Raw genomic sequence first — 18,406 nt, forward strand, 5'->3', positions numbered from 1 at the left:
CGCGTCTTCGAGGTAGGGACAGCCCTACTCAGGTGCGGCCCTTGCCGCCGAAACCGCCGCTGATCCGGCGCAGCACCGCGCGCGGCAGCAGCCCGCCGATCGCGACGACGGCCTTGTACTGCAGGCTCGGCACCGAGATCACCTTGCCGCGGCGCAGGTCCGCCAGCGCCTCGCCGACCACCTGTTCGACACCCAGCCAGGCGATTTTCGGGCCCGGTTTGCCGATCCCGGCCCGCTGGTGGAACTCGGTCGCCGTGAAACCCGGGCAGAGGGCCATCATCCGGACGCCCTTGGGCAGCGACGCGGCGATGCCTTCGGTGAACGACGTGACCCAGTTCTTGCTGGCCGTGTACGTCGAACCGCGGCCGCTGAAGAACCCCGCGACGCTGCTGACCTGGATGATCTCGCCGCGGCCGCGTTCGATCATGCCGGGCAGCACGGCCCGCGTCAGCCGCAGCACGGCGGTGACGTTGACGTCGAGCTGGCGCTGCAGCGCGTCCGGCGGGATCGTCCAGAAGTCACCGTTCAGCCCGAACCCGGCGTTGTTCACGAGCAGGTCGACCGGGCCGGCGGCGAGCCGCTCCTCGACCGCCGTCCGTCCGTCCACTTCGGACAGGTCAGCGGGGAGCACCTCGACGCCGACGCCGTGCTTTTCCCGCAGCTCGGCGGCGTAGGCCTCCAGCCGCGTGGTGTCGCGGGCGACGAGGACGAGGTCGTACTTCTCGGCGGCGAGCGTGCGCGCGAACTGCGCGCCGATGCCCGCGGTGGCCCCGGTGATCACGGCAGTGTGACTTCCGGGGCTTCGCCCCGGGCCGGGGGCTCCGCCACCCGGACCCCCGACAGAGAAGTTGGTGGTGGTCATGTGGGTGAACGATACCCACAGGTCAGGGCCTCCGCGTGCAGCTGTTTCGCCCTCGGGTTATCGTCCCGATCATGGGTAAGCACAGCAGGCGCAAGAGCGGCTACCTGCCCAAGATCGCCGCCGGCGCGGCGCCCGTGGCCCTCCTGTTCGCGGCCCCCGCGGCGGCGCTCGCGGCCCCGGCCGAACTCACCCTGCCCCTCGACCACCGGCACACCACCACGCTCGACAGCGACGGCGACACGCTCTCCGCGAGCCGCCGCGACGTCGTCGTCAAGCAGCTCGGCGACGCCCGGCTCGCGTCCGACCTCACCGAGGCCGTCGCCACGCGCGGCGACCGCGCGGGTGTCCTCGAACGGTCCCACCAGGGCGTCTGGCTCGCCAAGGGCGTCGACGTCCTGAGCGAGAACGCCGAGCAGCTCGACGCGGGGCTGTTCGCGGGAGACCTCACCGGCGGGGTCGCCGCCCGCCACTCGTCCGGCCAGGCCGTCGACCTCGGGCAGCTGGGCGCGGTCGGGACGGCGTCCGAGCTCCACGCGGTCGGCAGCCTTTCCGGCGACCTCGACCTGCGGCAGACGCACGAGCTGGGCGGTCAGCTGGGACCGGCGTCCGGCCTGGTCAGAACGTCCCTGAGCGACTCGTCGGGCTCGTTCAGCGGCGACCTCGAGGTCGACCACGTCGTCCACGTCCAGGGCGGCACGACGTCGCTGCGCGGCACCCTGGCGGTCAGCGTGCTCGACCAGCCGGTGCTCGACCTCTAGTCCTGCGCCGGCGGGTCCACGGGCTGGTGCTGGACCGGCGTCCCGGCGGCCGGGGTCGGCGGGGTGCTGCCGGCGGACGGGATGGGCGCGCTCGCCTGGTGGCGGCCCGCGTCGTAGTCCTCGTCGAACGGGTCGACGATGTCCGCGATCTCGCCGAGGTCGCGCAGCAGCCGCTCGAGCCGCGACGGGCCGGCGGTCGGGACGACGCTGGCGAGCACCCACTCGGCCTCGAGCCAGGCCACGCCGACGTCGCCGCCGAGCTGGTCCGCGGCGTCGACGAGCTCCTGGGTGATCACCGCGCGGGCCCCGTCGGCGTCGTCGGCGAAGGCGTAGCGCGAGCCGATCGGGCCGAGCATCTCGGGCATGTCCGCGCGCTGGAACGGCACGCTGGACAGCCACATCTCGATCGGGATCCGGTGCTTCTTGTTGCAGCGCACGGCGACCACGACCGCCGGGATCTGCCCCTCGGACTCGATGTCGAAGATGAACACGGGACGGCGGCCGTCGGAGGTGAAGGTCGAACCCGCGACGACGTTCACGGCGGCGTCCGCGCCGAAGTAGCCGATCGCGCCGTTGGACCACTGCTGCGGCAGCCGTTCGTCCTCCTCGACGAACTGCCAGCCGCGCAACTGCGCCCAGCGCATTCGCTCGCGGTTGCGCGAGCCCTCCTTCGCCCGGTCGGCCGCGAGCAGCCCCAGCCCCGCCACCAGCGCGACGGCGGCGATGACGAACCAGATCCACGCCGGAATACCCACGACGTGCAGGGTATCGCCTGCTACGCCGAAGAGATGATGGCCGGTACCCGTGTCGCCGGGCCCGTTCGGACCAATTCCCCGTTCCCGGGTCGACAAATCGCTATCTCCGGCCACTTTGGACGGCCGGTGAACGCCAGGAGGGGCACCCCGTGGACGTCGTGTCCAGGAAGGTGCCCCTCCGCTCGGTGAACTTCAGACGCGGGTGACCGTCAGCGCGTCCCCGGCCTCGATGTCCGGGATGTCCACCCGGACCGTGTCGCCGTCGCGGACTTCACCCGACAGCAGCTCCTTCGCCAGCTTGTCGCCGATCGCCGACTGGACCAGCCGCCGCAGCGGGCGGGCGCCGTAGATCGGGTCGAAGCCGTTGAGGGCGAGCCACTCGCGGGCGCCGTCGGTGACCTCCAGGTTCAGCCGGCGCTGGGCCAGCCGCGCCGCCAGCCGCGCCACCTGGATGTCCACAATGGACGTCAGCTGCTCGGTGCCGAGCGAGTGGAACACGACGATGTCGTCGAGCCGGTTGAGGAACTCCGGCTTGAACTGCCGCTGCACCACGTTCAGCACCGCGTCCCGCCGCTGGCGTTCGTCCAGCGAAGGGTCGGCGATGGCCTGCGACCCGAGGTTCGAGGTCAGGATCAGGATGGTGTTGCGGAAGTCCACCGTCCGGCCCTGGCCGTCGGTCAGCCGCCCGTCGTCGAGGACCTGCAGCAGCACGTCGAAGACGTCCGGGTGGGCCTTCTCGACCTCGTCGAGCAGCACCACCGAGTACGGCCGGCGCCGGACGGCCTCGGTCAGCTGCCCGCCCTGGTCGTACCCGACGTACCCCGGCGGGGCACCGACCAGGCGCGCCACCGAGTGCTTCTCGGCGTACTCGCTCATGTCGATCCGCTGGATCGCGCGCTCGTCGTCGAACAGGAACTCGGCCAGCGCCTTCGCCAGCTCGGTCTTGCCGACGCCGGTCGGGCCGAGGAACAGGAACGAGCCGGTCGGGCGGTCGGGGTCGGCGACGCCGGCCCGGGCGCGGCGCACCGCGTCCGCCACGACCTGCACGGCTTCGGTCTGCCCGATGACGCGCCGGCCCAGCTCCTCTTCCATCCGGAGCAGCTTGCCGGTCTCGCCCTCGAGCAGCCGGCCCGCCGGGATGCCGGTCCAGGAAGCGACGACGTCGGCAATGTCGTCACTGCCGACCTCTTCCTTGAGCATCACGTTCTGCTGGCTGGCCTCGCTCGCCGCGGTGGCCGCTTCGAACTCCTTCTCCAGCGCCGGGATCCGGCCGTAGCGCAGCTCGGCGGCCTTGCCGAGGTCGCCGTCGCGCTCGGCACGCTCGGACTCACCGCGCAGCTGCTCCAGCTGCTCCTTGAGCTCGCGGACCTTCTCGATGGAGCCCTTCTCGTTCTGCCACCGCGCGGTCAGCGCCGTCAGCGTCTCGCGCTTCTCGGCCAGCTCGGCGCGCAACGCGTTGAGCCGGTCCTTCGAAGCCGCGTCGCTCTCCTTGGCGAGCGCCATCTCCTCGATCTCGAGGCGCCGGACAGCGCGTTCGACCTCGTCGATCTCCACCGGCCGCGAGTCGATCTCCATGCGCAGCTTGGACGCGGCCTCGTCGACCAGGTCGATGGCCTTGTCCGGCAGGAAGCGCGCGGTGATGTAGCGGTCGGACAGCGTCGCGGCGGCGACCAAGGCGGCGTCCGTGATCCGGACACCGTGGTGCACCTCGTAGCGCTCCTTCAGCCCGCGCAGGATCGCGATGGTGTCCTCCGGCGACGGCTCGCCGACCAGCACCTGCTGGAAGCGCCGCTCCAGGGCGGCGTCCTTCTCGATGTGCTGGCGGTACTCGTCGAGCGTGGTCGCGCCGACCATCCGCAACTCACCGCGGGCGAGCATCGGCTTGATCATGTTGCCGGCGTCCATCGCGCCTTCACCGGTCGCGCCGGCGCCGACGATCGTGTGCAGCTCGTCGATGAACGTGACGACCTCACCCGCGGAGTCGGTGATCTCCTTGAGCACGGCCTTCAGCCGCTCCTCGAACTCGCCGCGGAACTTCGCGCCGGCCACCATCGACCCGAGGTCGAGGGCGACGACGCGCTTGCCGCGCAGCGACTCCGGCACGTCCCCGGCGACGATGCGCTGGGCCAGCCCTTCGACGATGGCCGTCTTGCCGACGCCCGGCTCGCCGATCAGGACCGGGTTGTTCTTCGTGCGCCGCGACAGCACCTGCACGACGCGGCGGATCTCGGTGTCGCGCCCGATGACCGGGTCGAGCTCGCCGGCGCGGGCACGCGCGGTGAGGTCGACGCCGTACTTCTCGAGCGCCTTGAACGTGCTCTCCGGGTCCTCGCTGGTGATCCGGGCGGAGCCGCGGACCTTGACGAACGCCTCGCGCAGCGCGTCCGGCGTCGCGCCGTGGCGCTTGAGCAGGTCGGCCACCTGGCCGCCTTCGGTCGCGAGCCCGACGAGCAGGTGCTCGGTCGAGACGTACTCGTCGCCCAGCTCGGTCGCGAGCTTCTGCGCGTGCGTCAGCGACTTGACCGCGAAGGTGTCGAACTGCGGGCTCGACACCGTCGCGCCGGTCGCGGACGGCAGTGCCGCGATGAGCGGCTCGAGCTCCTTGTGCACCACCCCCGGGTCGGCCCCGACCGCGGTCAGCAGCGGTGCGGTCAGCCCCTCACCCTGCGCCAGCAGGGCACCCAGCAGGTGGGCGGCCGACACGTGCGGGTTGCCGGCCATGGTGGCCGCCTGCGCCGCGGACGAGATCGCCTGCTGGGTCTTCGTGGTCGGGTTGAAAGCGTCCATCCCTCACCTCATGCTCGATACTTCAAAAGTCCTGGTGACAGGCCTGACCGTGACCTGACACTATCCTTAACGCACGAAAACTTGAGTCTGTTCCGCTCAACTCTGACCGGGTGCGACGGCGTCGGCGGGCAACCGCGATCCGAGCATCCCGAGCCCGGCCACGGCGAGGCCCGCACACGCCCCGACCAGCACCCAGGGTAACCAGTCGGCCACCGAGAACAACGCCACCACGGCGGGCGCGAGGACCTGCGCCATGGTGAACGCGTACTGGTACGCAGCGAGATAACGGCCGCGGGCCATCGGAGGTGCCGCGGCCTCGGCGAGAGCACCCGAACGCGGGCCGAAGACCAGGTCACCGGCGGCGAAGATCAGCGTCGACGCCAGCAGGTAGGCCACCCGCCAGCCGTCGGGCACGAGCAGCACGCCGAGGCTGACCAGGCACCACGCGGCGAACAGCGCCGAGCCCGCGCGCATCGCCGTGATCCGGCTCAGGTGGGCGGTGAGCCGGAGCGCGAGCGTGCCGCCGACGCTGGTCAGCACGGTCAGCAGGGCCAGGATCGCGCCGGGCAGCCAGGCCGGGCCGTGCATCCGGTCGAGCACGAACACCGGCGTGCCGATCAGGAAGAACTCGAGCGAGAGGCCGAACAGGCCGCTGAAGAGGATCAGGGCGAGGTACGGCCGGTCGCGCAGCACCTTGACCGACCGTTCGCAGTGCCGCCGGTGCGGCCGCGCGAGCCGGACGAACACGGCGAGGATCGACGCGGCCACGAAGAACGTCGCGACGTCGAGGAGGAGCGCGATCCGGTAGCCGCCCGCGCCGAGCCAGGTCAGCAACGCCCCCGCGACGAGCCCGCCGAGGCCGAAGCAGCCGGCCCGCACCATCCCCACCTCGGCGAACGGCCGATCCTTCGGGACGTCCCCCGCGACGTCGGCGATGAGCACGAACAGGGAGCTGTAGAACAGCTGCTGGCCGGCGGCGAGCAGGACCGCGGCGGCCACCACCGGGCCCACGCCGTCGGCGAGCAGGTACGCGACCGCGCCGGCGGCCTGCAGCAGCTGGGCGCCGATGACCACGACCCGCGGCCCGACGCGGTCCACGAGCCGGCCGGCCAGCGGCGGCACGACGAGCCCGCCGACGGTACCGAGCGTGACGGCCGTCCCGGCCACCGCGAGCGGCACGCCGACCACCTGCGTCACGTAGACCAGTGCCAAGGGGAGGAAAAGACCCGAGCCGAAGTTGTCGGTTCCCAGCGCGCACAGCAGCGCCACCCGGCTACGCGTCACCCTTCGACGTTAACTCCCTGGCACACCGCCAAGTCAGGACCGAACGGAGACATTCCTGCGGGCCCGATGCCACTGGCGGTGTTCTCGCGGCGTCAGTGCGTCACTTGGTCGTGTCGGCCAAGCAGGCGGCGCTGCCGAGCGCGCGGCGGAGGTCGGCGTTCATCTCGGCGAGCCGGCCGATGAGGTCGGTGACGCGCTCGTCGTCCCAGCCGCCGAGCGCCTGCTCCATGAACTCCAGGTAGTTGGCGCGCCAGCGGGCGAGCTCTTCCCGGCCCTTCTCGGACACGCTCACCAGGGACGCGCGGCCGTCTTCCGGCGCGGGACGGCGGTCGACCAGCCCGGCCGCGGACAGCTGCGTGATCTGCCTGCTGACCACCGACAGGTCGACGAACCGGCGTTTGGCCAGCTCGGACGGCCTGGCTTCGCCGTTCTTCGCGAGGTCGGACAGCAGCATCGCGGCCGCCGGGTGCAACCCCGGCTGGTCCTGCCAGGCCTGCATGATCCAGGCGTGCTGGAGCTGCGACGCGGTCTTCAGCTCGCGCATGAGCTCGACCCGGACGTCGTCGCCGGTGTCGTCGAAGCCCATCGGACCCTCCTGCCACAGCTATTACTTGTGCAATACAAGTTTATTGCCCATCGCTTGCGCGAGCAAGGATCACCCTGGTGAGGTCGCCCACGCCGTGACCGGACGCAGTACACCCGGTCGGAGCAACAATGCAGGCAAAAGGGCGGTCGACAGCTACCCTGCGGACGGGCCCGCGCGAGGCCCCGAAGAGTGACGAGGTGGACGTGGTGACGAAGGAGCGAGGAGGCGGCTGTGAGCGAAACTGCCGTCACCGCGCGCGGGCCGGCGGGGAATGATCGGGTGCCGTCGTCCATCCGTCCCCAGCGAGCGAACTCCACCCCATGACAGCCGACTCGGTCAGCCCGCTCCCCAGGTCTTCTTCGCCGCGTGAGGCGCCCGCCGCCGTCGTCGCGATGGTCCAGCTCATCCGCGACAGCTGGGCGAAGTCGGAGCCGTACATCGCGGACATCTCCCAGTTCTTCTACGGGATGCTGTTCACCCTCGCACCGACCACGCGCGACTTCTTCCCGATCAACATGGAGATCCAGCGCGGCCGGCTGGTGCGCGCGCTGGTGCACATCGTGCAGATGGTGGACCGGCCCGACGACCTCGCGCCGTTCCTGCGCCAGCTGGGCCGCGACCACCGCAAGTTCGGCGTGGTGCCCCGGCACTACGAAGCCGTCGGCACCGCGCTGCTGGCGTCGCTCAAGAACCACCTCGGCCGGGAGTGGACACCCGAGGTCGAGCGGGCCTGGGCGGAGGCGTTCACCATCGCCGCGCGGGCCATGCAGGACGCCGCCGCGTCCGACACGAACCCGCCGTCGTGGCAGGCCACCGTGGTCGAGCACCGGCGGCTGACCTGGGACCTCGCGCTGGTGCGGCTGATGCCCCACCAGCCCGTGCCCTACCACCCCGGCCAGTACGTGAGCGTCGAAGTCCCGCAGCGGCCGCGGCTGTGGCGCTACCTCTCGCCGGCGAACGCACCGCGCGAGGACGGCGGCATCGAGTTCCACGTCCGCGCGATCGACGGCGGCTGGGTGTCCAGGGCGATAGTCAGCCACACCCAGCCCGGCGACGTCTGGCGGCTCGGCCCGCCGCTCGGCAGGCTGGCGGTCGACCGCGAGACGTCACGGGGCGTGCTGATGATCGCGGGCGGGACAGGCATCGCGCCGCTGCGGTCGATCCTCGACCACCTCGCGTTGTGGGGCGAGAACCCGAAGACCTGGCTGTTCTACGGCGGGCCGGCCCGGGAAGACCTCTACGACCTCGAGGAACTGCGCGCGCTCGCGTCGACCAACCCCTGGCTGAACGTGACGCCGGTGGTGGAGCGCGGCGGCGACGTCCCCGGGTTCGAGCAGGGGACGCTGGCCGAGGCGATCACGCGGTACGGCGCCTGGCCGGACCACGACGTCCTCGTGTCCGGCTCGCCGGCGATGATCCGCGCGACGGTGTCGCGCATGCTGGTCGCGGGCAGCGCGCTGGACCAGATCCAGTACGACCCGTTCACGATCGACTAGCACCCCGTCAATTGCGGGCGCACCGGTCCGATGCACAAATCGAACGAACGACGGGAATTGTTACGCACTCCGCGTAAACCATCCGGGTGATCGTTTTTACCCAGCGCCAGCCGGGGTTTACCCGGTGTGGCGAAATTGCTCCGTTCGAGCGGACCGCGCGGAATCACGCGCATCTGCACGGGAATTCGCCTACAGTCGGAAACCCTCGGGGGCGGCACCGCACGGCGACGCCGCACGCACGGCACTCAAAAAGCCTTTGCAGGACTGGAGATTACCGTTCCCGATGACTGCTGAATCCGTGAAGATCTCCGCACCGCCCAAGACCGTTCCCGTTTCGACCGTGGAAGGTCGCGAACTAGCCCGGCTGATTCGTGAAAGTTTTGCGGAGATCGAACCGAAAGCCGACGAAGTGGCGCAGTACTTCTACGGCGTGTTGTTCGTGGTCGCGCCGGAATGCCGCGACATGTTCCCGATCACGATGGCGAACCAGCGGAGCCGGTTGCTGCGCGCGCTCGTCTACGTGGTGCAGATGGTCGACCGGCCCGACGAGCTGACCACGTTCCTCGGGCAGCTGGGCCGCGACCACCGCAAGTTCGCCGTCGTCTCCCGCCACTACGACGCCGTCGGCATCGCCCTGCTGGCCGCGCTGAAACGGTTCCTCAAGCAGAAGTGGACGCACGAGGTGGAGGCCGCGTGGACGACGGCGTACGGGCTCATCGCGAAGACCATGCGCGAGGCCGCGCAGGCCGAGACCGGGCCGGCGTCGTGGACGGCGCGGGTGCTCGACCACCGCAAGCTGTCCCGCGACGTCGCGATGGTCCGGGTGCAGACCGAGGGACTGCTGCCGTTCCGGGCCGGCAGCTACGTGAGCGTGGAGGTGCCGCAGCGGCCGCGGATGTGGCGCTACCTCTCGCCGGCGACCGCGCCGCGCGGCGATGGCCAGATGACGTTCCACGTGCGCGCGGTGCCCGGCGGCTGGGTCAGCGGCGCCATCGTCAACCACACCAAGCAGGGGGACACGTGGCGGCTCGGACCGGCGATGGGCACGCTCAACGTGCGCCCGACCGCCACCCGGAAGAAACTGCTGATGATCGCCGGCGGGACCGGCGTCACCCCGTTCGTCTCGATCCTCGACGACCTCGCGCACTGGAAGCGCAACCCGCCGGTGCACCTGTTCTTCGGCGGCAGAAGACCCGAGGACCTCTACGCGCTGGACGACCTCCGCCGGCTGACCGCGGTGTCGAAGTGGCTGACGGTGACCCCGGTGACCGAGGAGGGCGCGATCCCCGGCGGCGACCGCGGCACGCTCGCCCACGCGGTGACCCAGCGTGGCGCCTGGAAGGACCACGACATCCTCGTCTCCGGCTCGCCCCCGATGATCCGGGCGACGATCGCGAAGCTGCTGACCACCGGCATCGAGCTCGAACGCATCCGCTTCGACCCGTTCACCCTGGACTGAGGAACTCTCAGCAGGCCGCGCGTGCGAGCCGGATTCTCGCTATGTTGCCGATATGGAGATGACCATTCCGGTTCCGGACGGGACCATCGGCGGCTACCTGGCGGAGCCCGCGGGCGAGGGCCCGCACCCGGGCGTGGTGCTCATCCACGACGCGTTCGGGCTGAGCCAGGACACGAAGAACATCACCGACCGCTTCGCCGCTGCGGGCTACCTCGCGCTGAGCCCCGACCTGTACTCGCGCGGCGGCTTCCGCCGGTGCGTCCGCCGCGTGTTCTCCGACATGTTCGCCAACCAGGGCCGGACCTTCGACGACATCGAGGCGTCGCGTTCGCTGCTGGCCGCGCGGGAGGACTGCTCGGGCCGCATCGGCATCGCCGGGTTCTGCATGGGCGGCGGCTTCGCGCTCGTCGCGGCGTCACGCGGCTTCGAGGCGTCGGCGCCCTACTACGGGCAGCTGCCGAAGAACCTGTCCGTGCTCGACGACGCGTGCCCGATCGTCGCGAGCTTCGGCAAGAAGGACTTCTCGCTGCGCGGCGCGGCGGCCAAGCTCGAGACGGCGCTCACCGAGCGTGAGATCCCGCACGACGTCAAGGAGTACGCCGGCGCGAGCCACGGCTTCGCGAACAAGATCGAGGTCGCGCCGCCGCTGAACCTGCTGCTCAAGGTCGTCGGGTTCACCTACCACCACGAGGCGTCGGAAGACGCGTGGCGCCGGGTGACGTCGTTCTTCGGCGAACACCTGCAGCAACCGCCCCGACCTTCGCACTGAGCCGAGCGGGCTAGCGAAGTCTCCGAACGGCTGTTGTTTGTTGACCGTTGTGCCCGAATCGCCTTATGGTCTAGACCACATCTTCCCCGGATGTGCTCGCTCGTCCTCCCTCCGGAACAACGCTGTTCCCCCTCGAGGAGCCGAAATGACCTGGAATCGCAAGCTCTTCGCGGCCGCTGCCGGTGTTCTGCTCGCCCCGGTGCTGGTCGTCGTCCTCCCCGCCACCACCGCGAGCGCCCACGGTTACATCTCGGACCCGCCCAGCCGGCAGGCCAACTGCGCGGCCGGAAAGGTGCCGAACTGCGGCCAGATCGTCTACGAACCCCAGAGCGTCGAAGGCCCCAAGGGCCTGCGCAGCTGCAACGCCGGGCTGTCGCAGTTCGCCGAGCTGGCCGACGAGTCGAAGCCGTGGCCGGCCAAGTCGGTCGGCACTTCGGTGACGTTCAACTGGGTGTTCACCGCCCGGCACGCCACGAAGAGCTACGAGTACTACGTCGGCAACACGCTCGTCGCGTCGTTCAACGGCAACAACCAGCAGCCCCCGGCGACGGTGCAGCACACGGTGAACCTGGCCGGGTACTCGGGCCGGGTGAAGGTGCTGGCGATCTGGAACATCTCCGACACGGCCAACGCGTTCTACAGCTGCGTCGACCTCCAGATCGGCGGCGGCGGAACGACCCCGCCGCCGACCACGACGACCCCGCCCCCGACGACGACCCGCCCGCCGACCACCACCCCGACGACGCCGCCTTCGAGCGGTACGTGGGCGGCGGGAACGGCGTACAAGGCCGGCGACGTGGTGACGTACAACGGCGTGAGCTACCGCTGCCTCCAGCCGCACACGGCGATCGCGGGCTGGGAGCCGCCGAACACCCCGGCGCTGTGGCAGCGCCAGTGAGAGTGTGGCTGGCTGTCGTCGCGCTGCTGCTGACCGGCTGCAGCGCGACGGCGGCCCCGCCCGCGTACAACGCGGCCGACGTGATGTTCCTGCAGATGCTGATCCCCCAGAACCAGCAAGGCATCGAGATCGTCCGCCTGGCTCGCGACCACGCGTTGCCACCGTCCCTGAAGGAGCTGGCAGCGGCGATCGAATCGACGCAGCTCACCGAGGTCGACGACATGAAGCGCTGGCTGCGCGACTGGGGCCAGCCCGAGACGATGGACATGAACCCCCAGGCCCACGCAGGCCACGGCGGCATGAAGATGACCTCCCCGGACCTGCTGGGCACACTCCGGACGGCTCCTTCCGGTGAGTTCTCGCGCAAGTTCCTCGACGTGCTGACCGGCCAGCAGCAGGGAGCGGTCGAGCTGGCCCAGACGGAGAACGGAGCGAGCGGCGGAGTCAACGCCCAGGCCCGCGATCTGGCCCGTCGGGTCATCGAGTCACGGACGGCGGAGGTCAAGCAGCTGCTGAACTTCAAGGTTTGACGCCCCCGCGGCGCAAAGGTGCCGGCCGCGGGCAGCCACCTGCCCGGCTGCCCGCGGCCGGCGTGGCGGCCCGGCTTGCCCGCGGGCCGCCTTCCGCGCGTCGAAATTCGGTTGGCCGCATCTCCGCACCGCACTAGCCTCGCGATCATGACGTTCTCCTTCGCCGTCTTCGCGAGGTTGCGCAGTCGCCGCTGACGGCGGCGCACCGATCTCGTTTCCCTGCCCGCCGTTCCGGCCTTGCCGGGCGGCCCCTCTCGTGCTGCCCGGCTCCCTCCAGAGCTGCGGAGCATCCCTTGACTTCCCTCCTGCCCGAACACGCCCACCTGCGCGCGGAGCGCGTCGGCGTCACGCTCGGCTCCCGTCGCGTCCTGCACGACGTGAGCGTCACCGTTTCGGCCCGGTCACGGCTGGCGATCGTCGGCGAGAACGGGCGCGGCAAGACCACGCTGCTGCACGTCCTCGCCGGATTTCGGGCGCCCGACCACGGCACCGTCCACCGGACCGGCACCGTCGGCGTCGCCCGGCAGGCGTTGCCCTTCCGGTCCGGCGAGACCGTCGGCACGCTGACCACCGAAGCCTTGCGCGACGCCGAAGACGCCTTGCGAGCGCTCGACGCGGCAGCCGAGAACTACACCGAAGACCGCTACGCCGCCGCACTCGACGCGGCCACGCGCCTCGACGCGTGGGACGCCGAACGCCGTGTCGACGTCGCCCTCGAAGCCCTCGGCGCCTGCGCCGACCGGACTCGCGAGCTCGGCACGCTCTCGGTCGGGCAGCGCTACCGCGTGCGCCTGGCCTGCCTGCTCGGTGCGCGGCACGACTTCCTGCTGCTCGACGAGCCCGGCAACCACCTCGACGCCGCCGGCCTCGCGTTCCTCACCGACCGCCTGCGCGGCCACGACGGCGGCGTCGCGCTGGTCAGCCACGACCGGGCGCTGCTCAGCGACGTCGCGACCGAGTTCCTCGACCTCGACCCCAGCCAGGACGGCCGTCCGCGCAGCTACGCCGGCGGCTATCAAGCCTGGCAGGACGGCCGCCGCCGCGACCGCGAACGCTGGGTGCAGGAGTTCGAGGAACAGCAGGACACGCACCGGCAGCTCACGCTCGCGGTGTCGCAGGCGCGCGACCGGCTCAGCACGGGCTGGCGGCCGGACAAGGGCACCGGACGGCACCAGCGCCAGTCCCGCGCACCCGGCGTCGTCCAGGCGCTCAACCGGGAGCGGGCGGCGCTGGAGGCGCACCGCGTGACCGTGCCCGAGCCGCCGTTGTCGTTGCGGTGGCCCGATCTCGGCTCCGGCGCCCGAGCTCTGGTCCGCCTGCACGACGTCGGCGTCGCCGGCCGCCTCGCCGGACCGGTGACGCTGTCCCTCGACCGCGGCGACCGCCTGCTCGTCACCGGTGAGAACGGTGCGGGCAAGTCGACACTGCTGTCCGCGCTCGCCGGCGAGCTCACGCCGACGACGGGTTCGGTCCGGCACCTGCCCGGCGCGAAAGTGGCCCTGATCGGCCAGGAAGTCCCGGCGTGGCCGGAAGAGTTCACCGCTCGCCGGCTGTTCGAGCGTGCGGGTGTGCCGCTTTCGGCCATGGGCCTGCTCGACGCCGAAGCCCTGCGCACGCCGGTCGGCCGCATGTCCCAAGGCCAGCAGCGGCGGCTCGACCTGGCCCTGCGCTTGGCCGGCCGCCCGGACGTCCTCGTCTTCGACGAGCCGACCAACCACTTGTCGGCGGTGCTCGTCGAGGAGCTGACCGAGGCCTTGCTCGAAACCCCGGCCGCGGTGGTCGTGGCGACGCACGACCGCCGGATGCTGCGCGACCTCGCGGACTGGCCACGGCTGGACCTCTGACGCACAAAGGCCTCCCCGGTCACCCGGGGAGGCCTTCGGTGCGTCGGAACGTCAGCGGCGCTTGGGCCGCCAGACCACCATCGCGGTCTGCTGGTTGAGCGGCACCAGGTCCCGGCGGTAGGACGCGTGCGCCGCCGCTGCGGCCTGTTCCCCCGCGACGTACGCCGCGGCCAGTTCTTCGGTCAGCTCGGCGAGCCGGGCCCGCAGCGCGTCGACCTGGTTCTCCAGCTCGATGATGCGCTTGATGCCGGCCAGGTTGACGCCGTCCTCCTGCGACAGGCGCTGGACTTCGCGCAGCAGCGCGATGTCCCGCATCGAGTAGCGCCGCCCCCCGCCGGACGTGCGGCCCGGCGACACCAGGCCCTGCCGGTCGTAGGTGCGCAACGTCTGCGCGTGCATCCCGGCGAGCTGTGCCGCCACCGAGATGACGAACACCGGGGTCTCTTCGTCCCCTTCCTGGGGAATCCCGCCGAACATCCCACTCACCTGCCTTCGAGCAGCTCAGTGATCTCGGGCCGGGGGTCGTGCCCGGCCATCGACTCGGCGTACGCCTGCAGTGCTTCGCGCGCCTTGTCGTCCAGTTTGGCGGGAATCGCCGCGGTGAGGGTGACGAGCAGATCACCTTGTGAGCCGTCGCGCTTGGCGATGCCCTTGCCGCGCACGCGCAGCACGCGCCCGCTCGCGGTACCCGGCGGCACCTTGAGCGAGACCTTGCCGTCCAGCGTCGGCACCGTGATCGTGGTGCCGAGCGTCAGCTCGGTGAAGTCCACCGGCACGGTGAGCGTCAGGTCGAGCGACTTCGGCTTGCGGCCGAACAGCGCGTGCGGAGCCACGTGCACCCGGACGTACAAGTCGCCCGCCTGCGCGCCACCCCGGCCCGGTTCGCCCTGACCGGCCAGCCGGATCCGCTGGTCGTCGTCGACGCCCGGCGGGATCCGGACGGTCAGCGTGCGGGTCCGCGTGCTGACGCCTTCGCCACCGCACTCGGGGCACGGGTCGTCGATGATCTGCCCGCGGCCGCGGCAGTCACGGCACGGCTCCGAGAACGCGAACGCGCCCTGGCTTCGGCTGACCAGTCCCGAACCGGAACAGGTCGGGCAGGTCCGCGGCGACGTACCCGGCTTCGCGCCGTTGCCGCCGCACGTCGAACAGGTCGCCGGGCTCGACAGCCGCAGCGGCAGGGTCGCGCCCTTGACCGCCTCGACGAAGTCGATCCGGACGTCCGTCTCGACGTCGGCCCCGCGCTGCGGCCGGTTCGCCGTCGCGCCCGCCGACGCCCGGCCGCGGCCGAACAGCCCGCCGAGGATGTCGCCGAGCCCGCCGAAGCCCTGCTGCTGGCCCGCACCGCCGGCTTGGCCGAAGATGTCGCCCATGTCGAAGCCGCCGGCGCCACCGCCGCCGGGGAAGTTGAAACCGCCCCCGCCGCCGAACAGCCGCCGCGCCTCGTCGTACTCCTTGCGCTTGCTCGCGTCGGAAAGCACGCCGTAGGCCTCGGAGACGGCCTTGAACTTCTGCTCCGCCTGCGCGTTGCCGGAGTTCGCGTCCGGGTGGTTCTCCTTGGCCAGCTTGCGGTAGGCCTTCTTGATCTCGTCGGCCGTGGCGTCGGAGGAGACGCCCAGTTCACGGTAGAAATCCTTGCCGACCCATTCCCGAGCACTCATCGGGCGCCTCCTCCTTCCAGGTGAACCGGATACTGCTTACTGCTGCTGGTCATCGAGTCCGCCGCCGAGCGGCAGCTCGCCACCGACGGGCGGGTGCTCCGCCGGGCCGCCGGGCTCGTGGTCGGTGACCCCGACCAGCGCCGCCCGCAGGACCCGGTCGCCGAAGCGGTAGCCGCGGCGCATGACCACGGTCACCGTCGGGCCCGCCACGTCCGGCGAGGTGTTGTGCTGCACGGCCTCGTGCACGCTCGGGTCGAAGGCCTCGCCCTCGCTGCCGAACGACTCGAGCCCCGCGCGCTGCAGGCCGCTGATCAGCTTGTCGCCGACGGCCTTGAACGCCCCGGTGAGGTCACCGTGCTGGTCGGCCCGCTCGAGGTCGTCGAGCAGCGGCAGCAAGTCGTTCACCACCGTCGCCTTCGCGCCGATCACGACCGCCTCGCGGTCACGCTCGACGCGCTTGCGGTAGTTGGCGTACTCCGCCTGCAGGCGCTGGAGGTCGGCGGTGCGCTCGGCCAGCTCCTTCTCGACGTCGGAGACCACCGACACCGAGTCGTCCACAATGGACTCGCCGAGCGAGGGGCCCGCGTGCTCCACGGGCGCTTCCTCCGGCTCCGGCGCGGCGTGGGCCGGACCGGGCGGGCGAACCTGCCCGGTCTGGGGGTCCACCCGCCGCCGATCCCGCACGACCACCGGCTCCTCGGGGCCGCGGCCCTGGTTCTCGGATTCGTCGTAGCTGTGGGTCACTTCTTCTCGTCCTCTTCGACGATCTCGGCGTCCACCACGTCATCGGCCTTGGCCTGGCCGCCGGCCGCACCGGCGTCGCCACCGGCCGCACCCGGGAAGCCTTCGGCGCCGGCCGCACCCGCGGCCGAGTCGGCGTTCGCGTTGGCGTACAGGGCGGTGCCCAGCTCCTGCGAAGCGGTGTTCAGCTTCTCGATCGACTCGCGGATCTTCGCCGAGTCGGTGCCCTTGAGCGCCTCGTTCGACTCGTCGATCGCGGACTTGACCTTGCCCTTGAGGTCCTCGGGCAGCTTGTCGTCGTTGTCCTTGAGGAACTTCTCGGTCTGGTAGACCAGCGTCTCGGCCTGGTTGCGGGTCTCGGCCTCTTCGCGACGGGTCTTGTCCTCCTCGGCGTGCGCCTCGGCGTCCTTGACCATCCGCTCGATGTCGTCCTTCGGCAGCGCGGAGCCACCGGTGATCGTCATCGACTGCTCCTTGTTCGTGCCCAGGTCCTTGGCCAGGACGTGCACGATGCCGTTCGCGTCGATGTCGAAGGTGACCTCGATCTGCGGCACGCCACGCGGGGCGGGCGGGAGACCGGTCAGCTCGAACATGCCGAGCTTCTTGTTGTGCGCGGCGATCTCGCGCTCACCCTGGAACACCTGGATCTGCACCGACGGCTGGTTGTCGTCCGCGGTGGAGAAGATCTCCGAGCGCTTCGTCGGGATCGTGGTGTTGCGCTCGATGAGCTTGGTGAACACGCCACCCTTGGTCTCGATGCCCAGCGACAGCGGGGTCACGTCCAGCAGCAGGACGTCCTTGACCTCGCCCTTCAGGACACCGGCCTGCAGGGCCGCGCCCACCGCGACGACCTCGTCCGGGTTCACGCCCTTGTTCGGCTCGCGGCCGCCAGTCAGCTCCTTGACCAGGTCGGACACGGCCGGCATGCGGGTGGAACCACCGACGAGCACGACGTGGTCGATGTCGCCGACGGCGATGTTCGCGTCGCGGATCACGTTGTTGAACGGGTTCCGGGTGCGCTCGAGCAGGTCCGAGGTGATCTTCTGGAACTCGGCGCGCGAGAGCTGCTCGTCGAGGAACAGCGGGTTCTTGTCGGCGTCGACCGTGATGTAGGGCAGGTTGATGCCGGCCGAGTTCGAGCTGGACAGCTCGATCTTCGCCTTCTCCGCCGCCTCGCGGATGCGCTGCAGCGCCATCTTGTCCTTGGTGAGGTCGATGCCGTTCGTGGCCTTGAACTTGTCGACCAGCCACTTGACGATGCGCTCGTCCCAGTCGTCACCACCGAGGTGGTTGTCACCGGAGGTCGCGCGGACCTCGACGACGCCCTCGCCGATCTCCAGCAGCGAGACGTCGAAGGTGCCACCACCGAGGTCGAAGACCAGGATGGTCTGCTCCTTCTCGCCCTTGTCCAGGCCGTACGCCAGCGCGGCGGCGGTCGGCTCGTTGACGATGCGGAGCACGTTCAGGCCGGCGATCTGCCCGGCCTCCTTGGTGGCCTGCCGCTGCGCGTCCTCGAAGTACGCCGGAACGGTGATCACCGCGTCGGTGATGGTCTCGCCCAGGTAAGCCTCGGCGTCGCGCTTGAGCTTCATCAGCACCCGGGCGCTGATCTCCTGCGACGTGTAGTTCTTGCCGTCGATCTCGGTCTTCCAGTCGGTGCCGATGTGCCGCTTCACGGACCGGATCGTCCGGTCGACGTTCGTCACGGCCTGGTTCTTCGCCGGCTGACCGGTCAGCACTTCACCGTTCTTGGCGAAGGCGACGATCGAGGGGGTGGTCCGGGAGCCTTCAGAGTTGGCGATGACCGTCGGCTCGCCGCCCTCCAGGACAGCGACGACCGAGTTGGTCGTGCCGAGGTCGATGCCGACCGCTCGCGCCATGGTGCTTTCCTCCTGTGTAAGCCTGCTATGTACGTGACCTGCACGTTCTTCCTCGCCTTGAGCGAGGCTCTGGCAAGTTTAGTCGGGCCTTCGTGC

16 protein-coding genes are annotated in these 18,406 nt (G+C 70.7%); 7 read left to right on the top strand and 9 right to left on the bottom strand.

The features are described from left to right. Positions 1-28 precede the first annotated feature (28 nt). Positions 29-862 (bottom strand): SDR family NAD(P)-dependent oxidoreductase, encoded by an 834-nt coding sequence (locus QSK39_RS10985; RefSeq protein WP_502873256.1) that lies wholly within the window; start codon positions 860-862, stop codon positions 29-31. Positions 863-933: 71 nt separating this feature from the next. Here QSK39_RS10985 and QSK39_RS10990 point away from each other — a divergent pair, with 71 nt between their 5' ends. Next, positions 934-1,620, top strand: a complete 687-nt coding sequence (locus QSK39_RS10990; protein WP_285477505.1) for a hypothetical protein — start codon at positions 934-936, stop codon at positions 1,618-1,620. Here QSK39_RS10990 and QSK39_RS10995 read toward each other — a convergent pair. The 4 genes from QSK39_RS10995 to QSK39_RS11010 form a co-directional block, all read right to left on the bottom strand. Beyond that, entirely contained in the window at positions 1,617-2,375 is a 759-nt protein-coding gene (locus tag QSK39_RS10995; protein ID WP_285477506.1) for a TtfA family protein, read from the bottom strand. The two genes, QSK39_RS10990 and QSK39_RS10995, sit on opposite strands and share 4 nt — an antisense overlap. A gap of 192 nt (positions 2,376-2,567) precedes the next feature. Continuing rightward, positions 2,568-5,162 carry an ATP-dependent chaperone ClpB gene (clpB, locus tag QSK39_RS11000; protein ID WP_285477507.1) on the bottom strand — a complete coding sequence of 865 codons (2,595 nt, stop codon included), beginning with the start codon at positions 5,160-5,162 and terminating at the stop codon, positions 2,568-2,570. Between the two features lie 96 nt (positions 5,163-5,258). Next, a complete protein-coding gene (locus QSK39_RS11005; RefSeq protein ID WP_285477508.1) occupies positions 5,259-6,446 on the bottom strand; it encodes an MFS transporter in 1,188 nt (395 codons plus the stop codon). A gap of 100 nt (positions 6,447-6,546) precedes the next feature. Further along, positions 6,547-7,032, bottom strand: coding sequence for a MarR family winged helix-turn-helix transcriptional regulator (locus QSK39_RS11010; RefSeq protein WP_285477509.1), 486 nt, complete (start codon positions 7,030-7,032; stop codon positions 6,547-6,549). Positions 7,033-7,352: 320 nt separating this feature from the next. On the opposite strand from QSK39_RS11010, the gene QSK39_RS11015 reads away from it, so the two are divergent. The 6 genes from QSK39_RS11015 to QSK39_RS11040 all read left to right on the top strand — a co-directional run bounded on the left by QSK39_RS11015 (position 7,353) and on the right by QSK39_RS11040 (position 14,028). After that, entirely contained in the window at positions 7,353-8,528 is a 1,176-nt protein-coding gene (locus QSK39_RS11015) for a globin domain-containing protein (RefSeq protein ID WP_285477510.1), read from the top strand. 283 nt (positions 8,529-8,811) lie between these two features. Continuing rightward, the gene (locus QSK39_RS11020; RefSeq protein ID WP_285477511.1) at positions 8,812-9,987 is read left to right on the top strand and encodes a globin domain-containing protein; all 1,176 of its coding nucleotides are present in this window, start codon (positions 8,812-8,814) and stop codon (positions 9,985-9,987) included. Positions 9,988-10,039: 52 nt separating this feature from the next. Beyond that, entirely contained in the window at positions 10,040-10,756 is a 717-nt protein-coding gene (locus QSK39_RS11025) for a dienelactone hydrolase family protein (protein ID WP_285477512.1), read from the top strand. Between the two features lie 145 nt (positions 10,757-10,901). After that, positions 10,902-11,654 (top strand): lytic polysaccharide monooxygenase, encoded by a 753-nt coding sequence (locus tag QSK39_RS11030; RefSeq protein ID WP_285477513.1) that lies wholly within the window; start codon positions 10,902-10,904, stop codon positions 11,652-11,654. After that, entirely contained in the window at positions 11,651-12,184 is a 534-nt protein-coding gene (locus tag QSK39_RS11035; protein ID WP_285477514.1) for a DUF305 domain-containing protein, read from the top strand. The genes QSK39_RS11030 and QSK39_RS11035 overlap by 4 nt, the downstream gene beginning before the upstream one ends. 293 nt (positions 12,185-12,477) lie before the next feature. Continuing rightward, on the top strand, positions 12,478-14,028 hold the full coding sequence (locus QSK39_RS11040; protein WP_285477515.1) for an ABC-F family ATP-binding cassette domain-containing protein: 1,551 nt from the start codon (positions 12,478-12,480) through the stop codon (positions 14,026-14,028). Between the two features lie 51 nt (positions 14,029-14,079). On the opposite strand, the gene QSK39_RS11045 is transcribed toward QSK39_RS11040, so the two are convergent. From QSK39_RS11045 to dnaK, 4 genes are read right to left on the bottom strand one after another with little or no spacing between them, the layout of a single operon-like run. Further along, positions 14,080-14,505 carry a heat shock protein transcriptional repressor HspR gene (locus tag QSK39_RS11045; protein WP_155548123.1) on the bottom strand — a complete coding sequence of 142 codons (426 nt, stop codon included), beginning with the start codon at positions 14,503-14,505 and terminating at the stop codon, positions 14,080-14,082. A 5-nt stretch (positions 14,506-14,510) separates the two neighbouring features. Beyond that, positions 14,511-15,689: a molecular chaperone DnaJ gene (dnaJ, locus tag QSK39_RS11050; RefSeq protein WP_285477516.1), complete on the bottom strand. Its 1,179-nt coding sequence runs from the start codon at positions 15,687-15,689 to the stop codon at positions 14,511-14,513. Positions 15,690-15,725: 36 nt separating this feature from the next. Next, positions 15,726-16,433: a nucleotide exchange factor GrpE gene (gene grpE / locus QSK39_RS11055; RefSeq protein WP_285477517.1), complete on the bottom strand. Its 708-nt coding sequence runs from the start codon at positions 16,431-16,433 to the stop codon at positions 15,726-15,728. Further along, the gene (dnaK, locus tag QSK39_RS11060) at positions 16,430-18,310 is read right to left on the bottom strand and encodes a molecular chaperone DnaK (RefSeq protein WP_285477518.1); all 1,881 of its coding nucleotides are present in this window, start codon (positions 18,308-18,310) and stop codon (positions 16,430-16,432) included. The genes grpE and dnaK overlap by 4 nt, the downstream gene beginning before the upstream one ends. Between the last annotated feature and the right edge of the window lie 96 nt (positions 18,311-18,406).

It is taken from the genome of Amycolatopsis sp. NBRC 101858, from assembly GCF_030269325.1.
In the GTDB taxonomy this organism is placed as follows: Bacteria; Actinomycetota; Actinomycetes; order Mycobacteriales; family Pseudonocardiaceae; genus Amycolatopsis; species Amycolatopsis ponsaeliensis.

Coding starts and splice junctions, on each gene's coding strand:
- QSK39_RS11020 (WP_285477511.1), top strand. CDS start 8,812: ATGACTGCTGAATCCGTGAAGATCTCCGCACCGCCCAAGACCGTTCCC.
- QSK39_RS10985 (WP_502873256.1), bottom strand. CDS start 862: ATGACCACCACCAACTTCTCTGTCGGGGGTCCGGGTGGCGGAGCCCCC.
- QSK39_RS11030 (WP_285477513.1), top strand. CDS start 10,902: ATGACCTGGAATCGCAAGCTCTTCGCGGCCGCTGCCGGTGTTCTGCTC.
- QSK39_RS11010 (WP_285477509.1), bottom strand. CDS start 7,032: ATGGGCTTCGACGACACCGGCGACGACGTCCGGGTCGAGCTCATGCGC.
- clpB (WP_285477507.1), bottom strand. CDS start 5,162: ATGGACGCTTTCAACCCGACCACGAAGACCCAGCAGGCGATCTCGTCC.
- QSK39_RS10990 (WP_285477505.1), top strand. CDS start 934: ATGGGTAAGCACAGCAGGCGCAAGAGCGGCTACCTGCCCAAGATCGCC.
- QSK39_RS11025 (WP_285477512.1), top strand. CDS start 10,040: ATGGAGATGACCATTCCGGTTCCGGACGGGACCATCGGCGGCTACCTG.
- dnaJ (WP_285477516.1), bottom strand. CDS start 15,689: ATGAGTGCTCGGGAATGGGTCGGCAAGGATTTCTACCGTGAACTGGGC.
- QSK39_RS11045 (WP_155548123.1), bottom strand. CDS start 14,505: ATGTTCGGCGGGATTCCCCAGGAAGGGGACGAAGAGACCCCGGTGTTC.
- QSK39_RS11015 (WP_285477510.1), top strand. CDS start 7,353: ATGACAGCCGACTCGGTCAGCCCGCTCCCCAGGTCTTCTTCGCCGCGT.
- dnaK (WP_285477518.1), bottom strand. CDS start 18,310: ATGGCGCGAGCGGTCGGCATCGACCTCGGCACGACCAACTCGGTCGTC.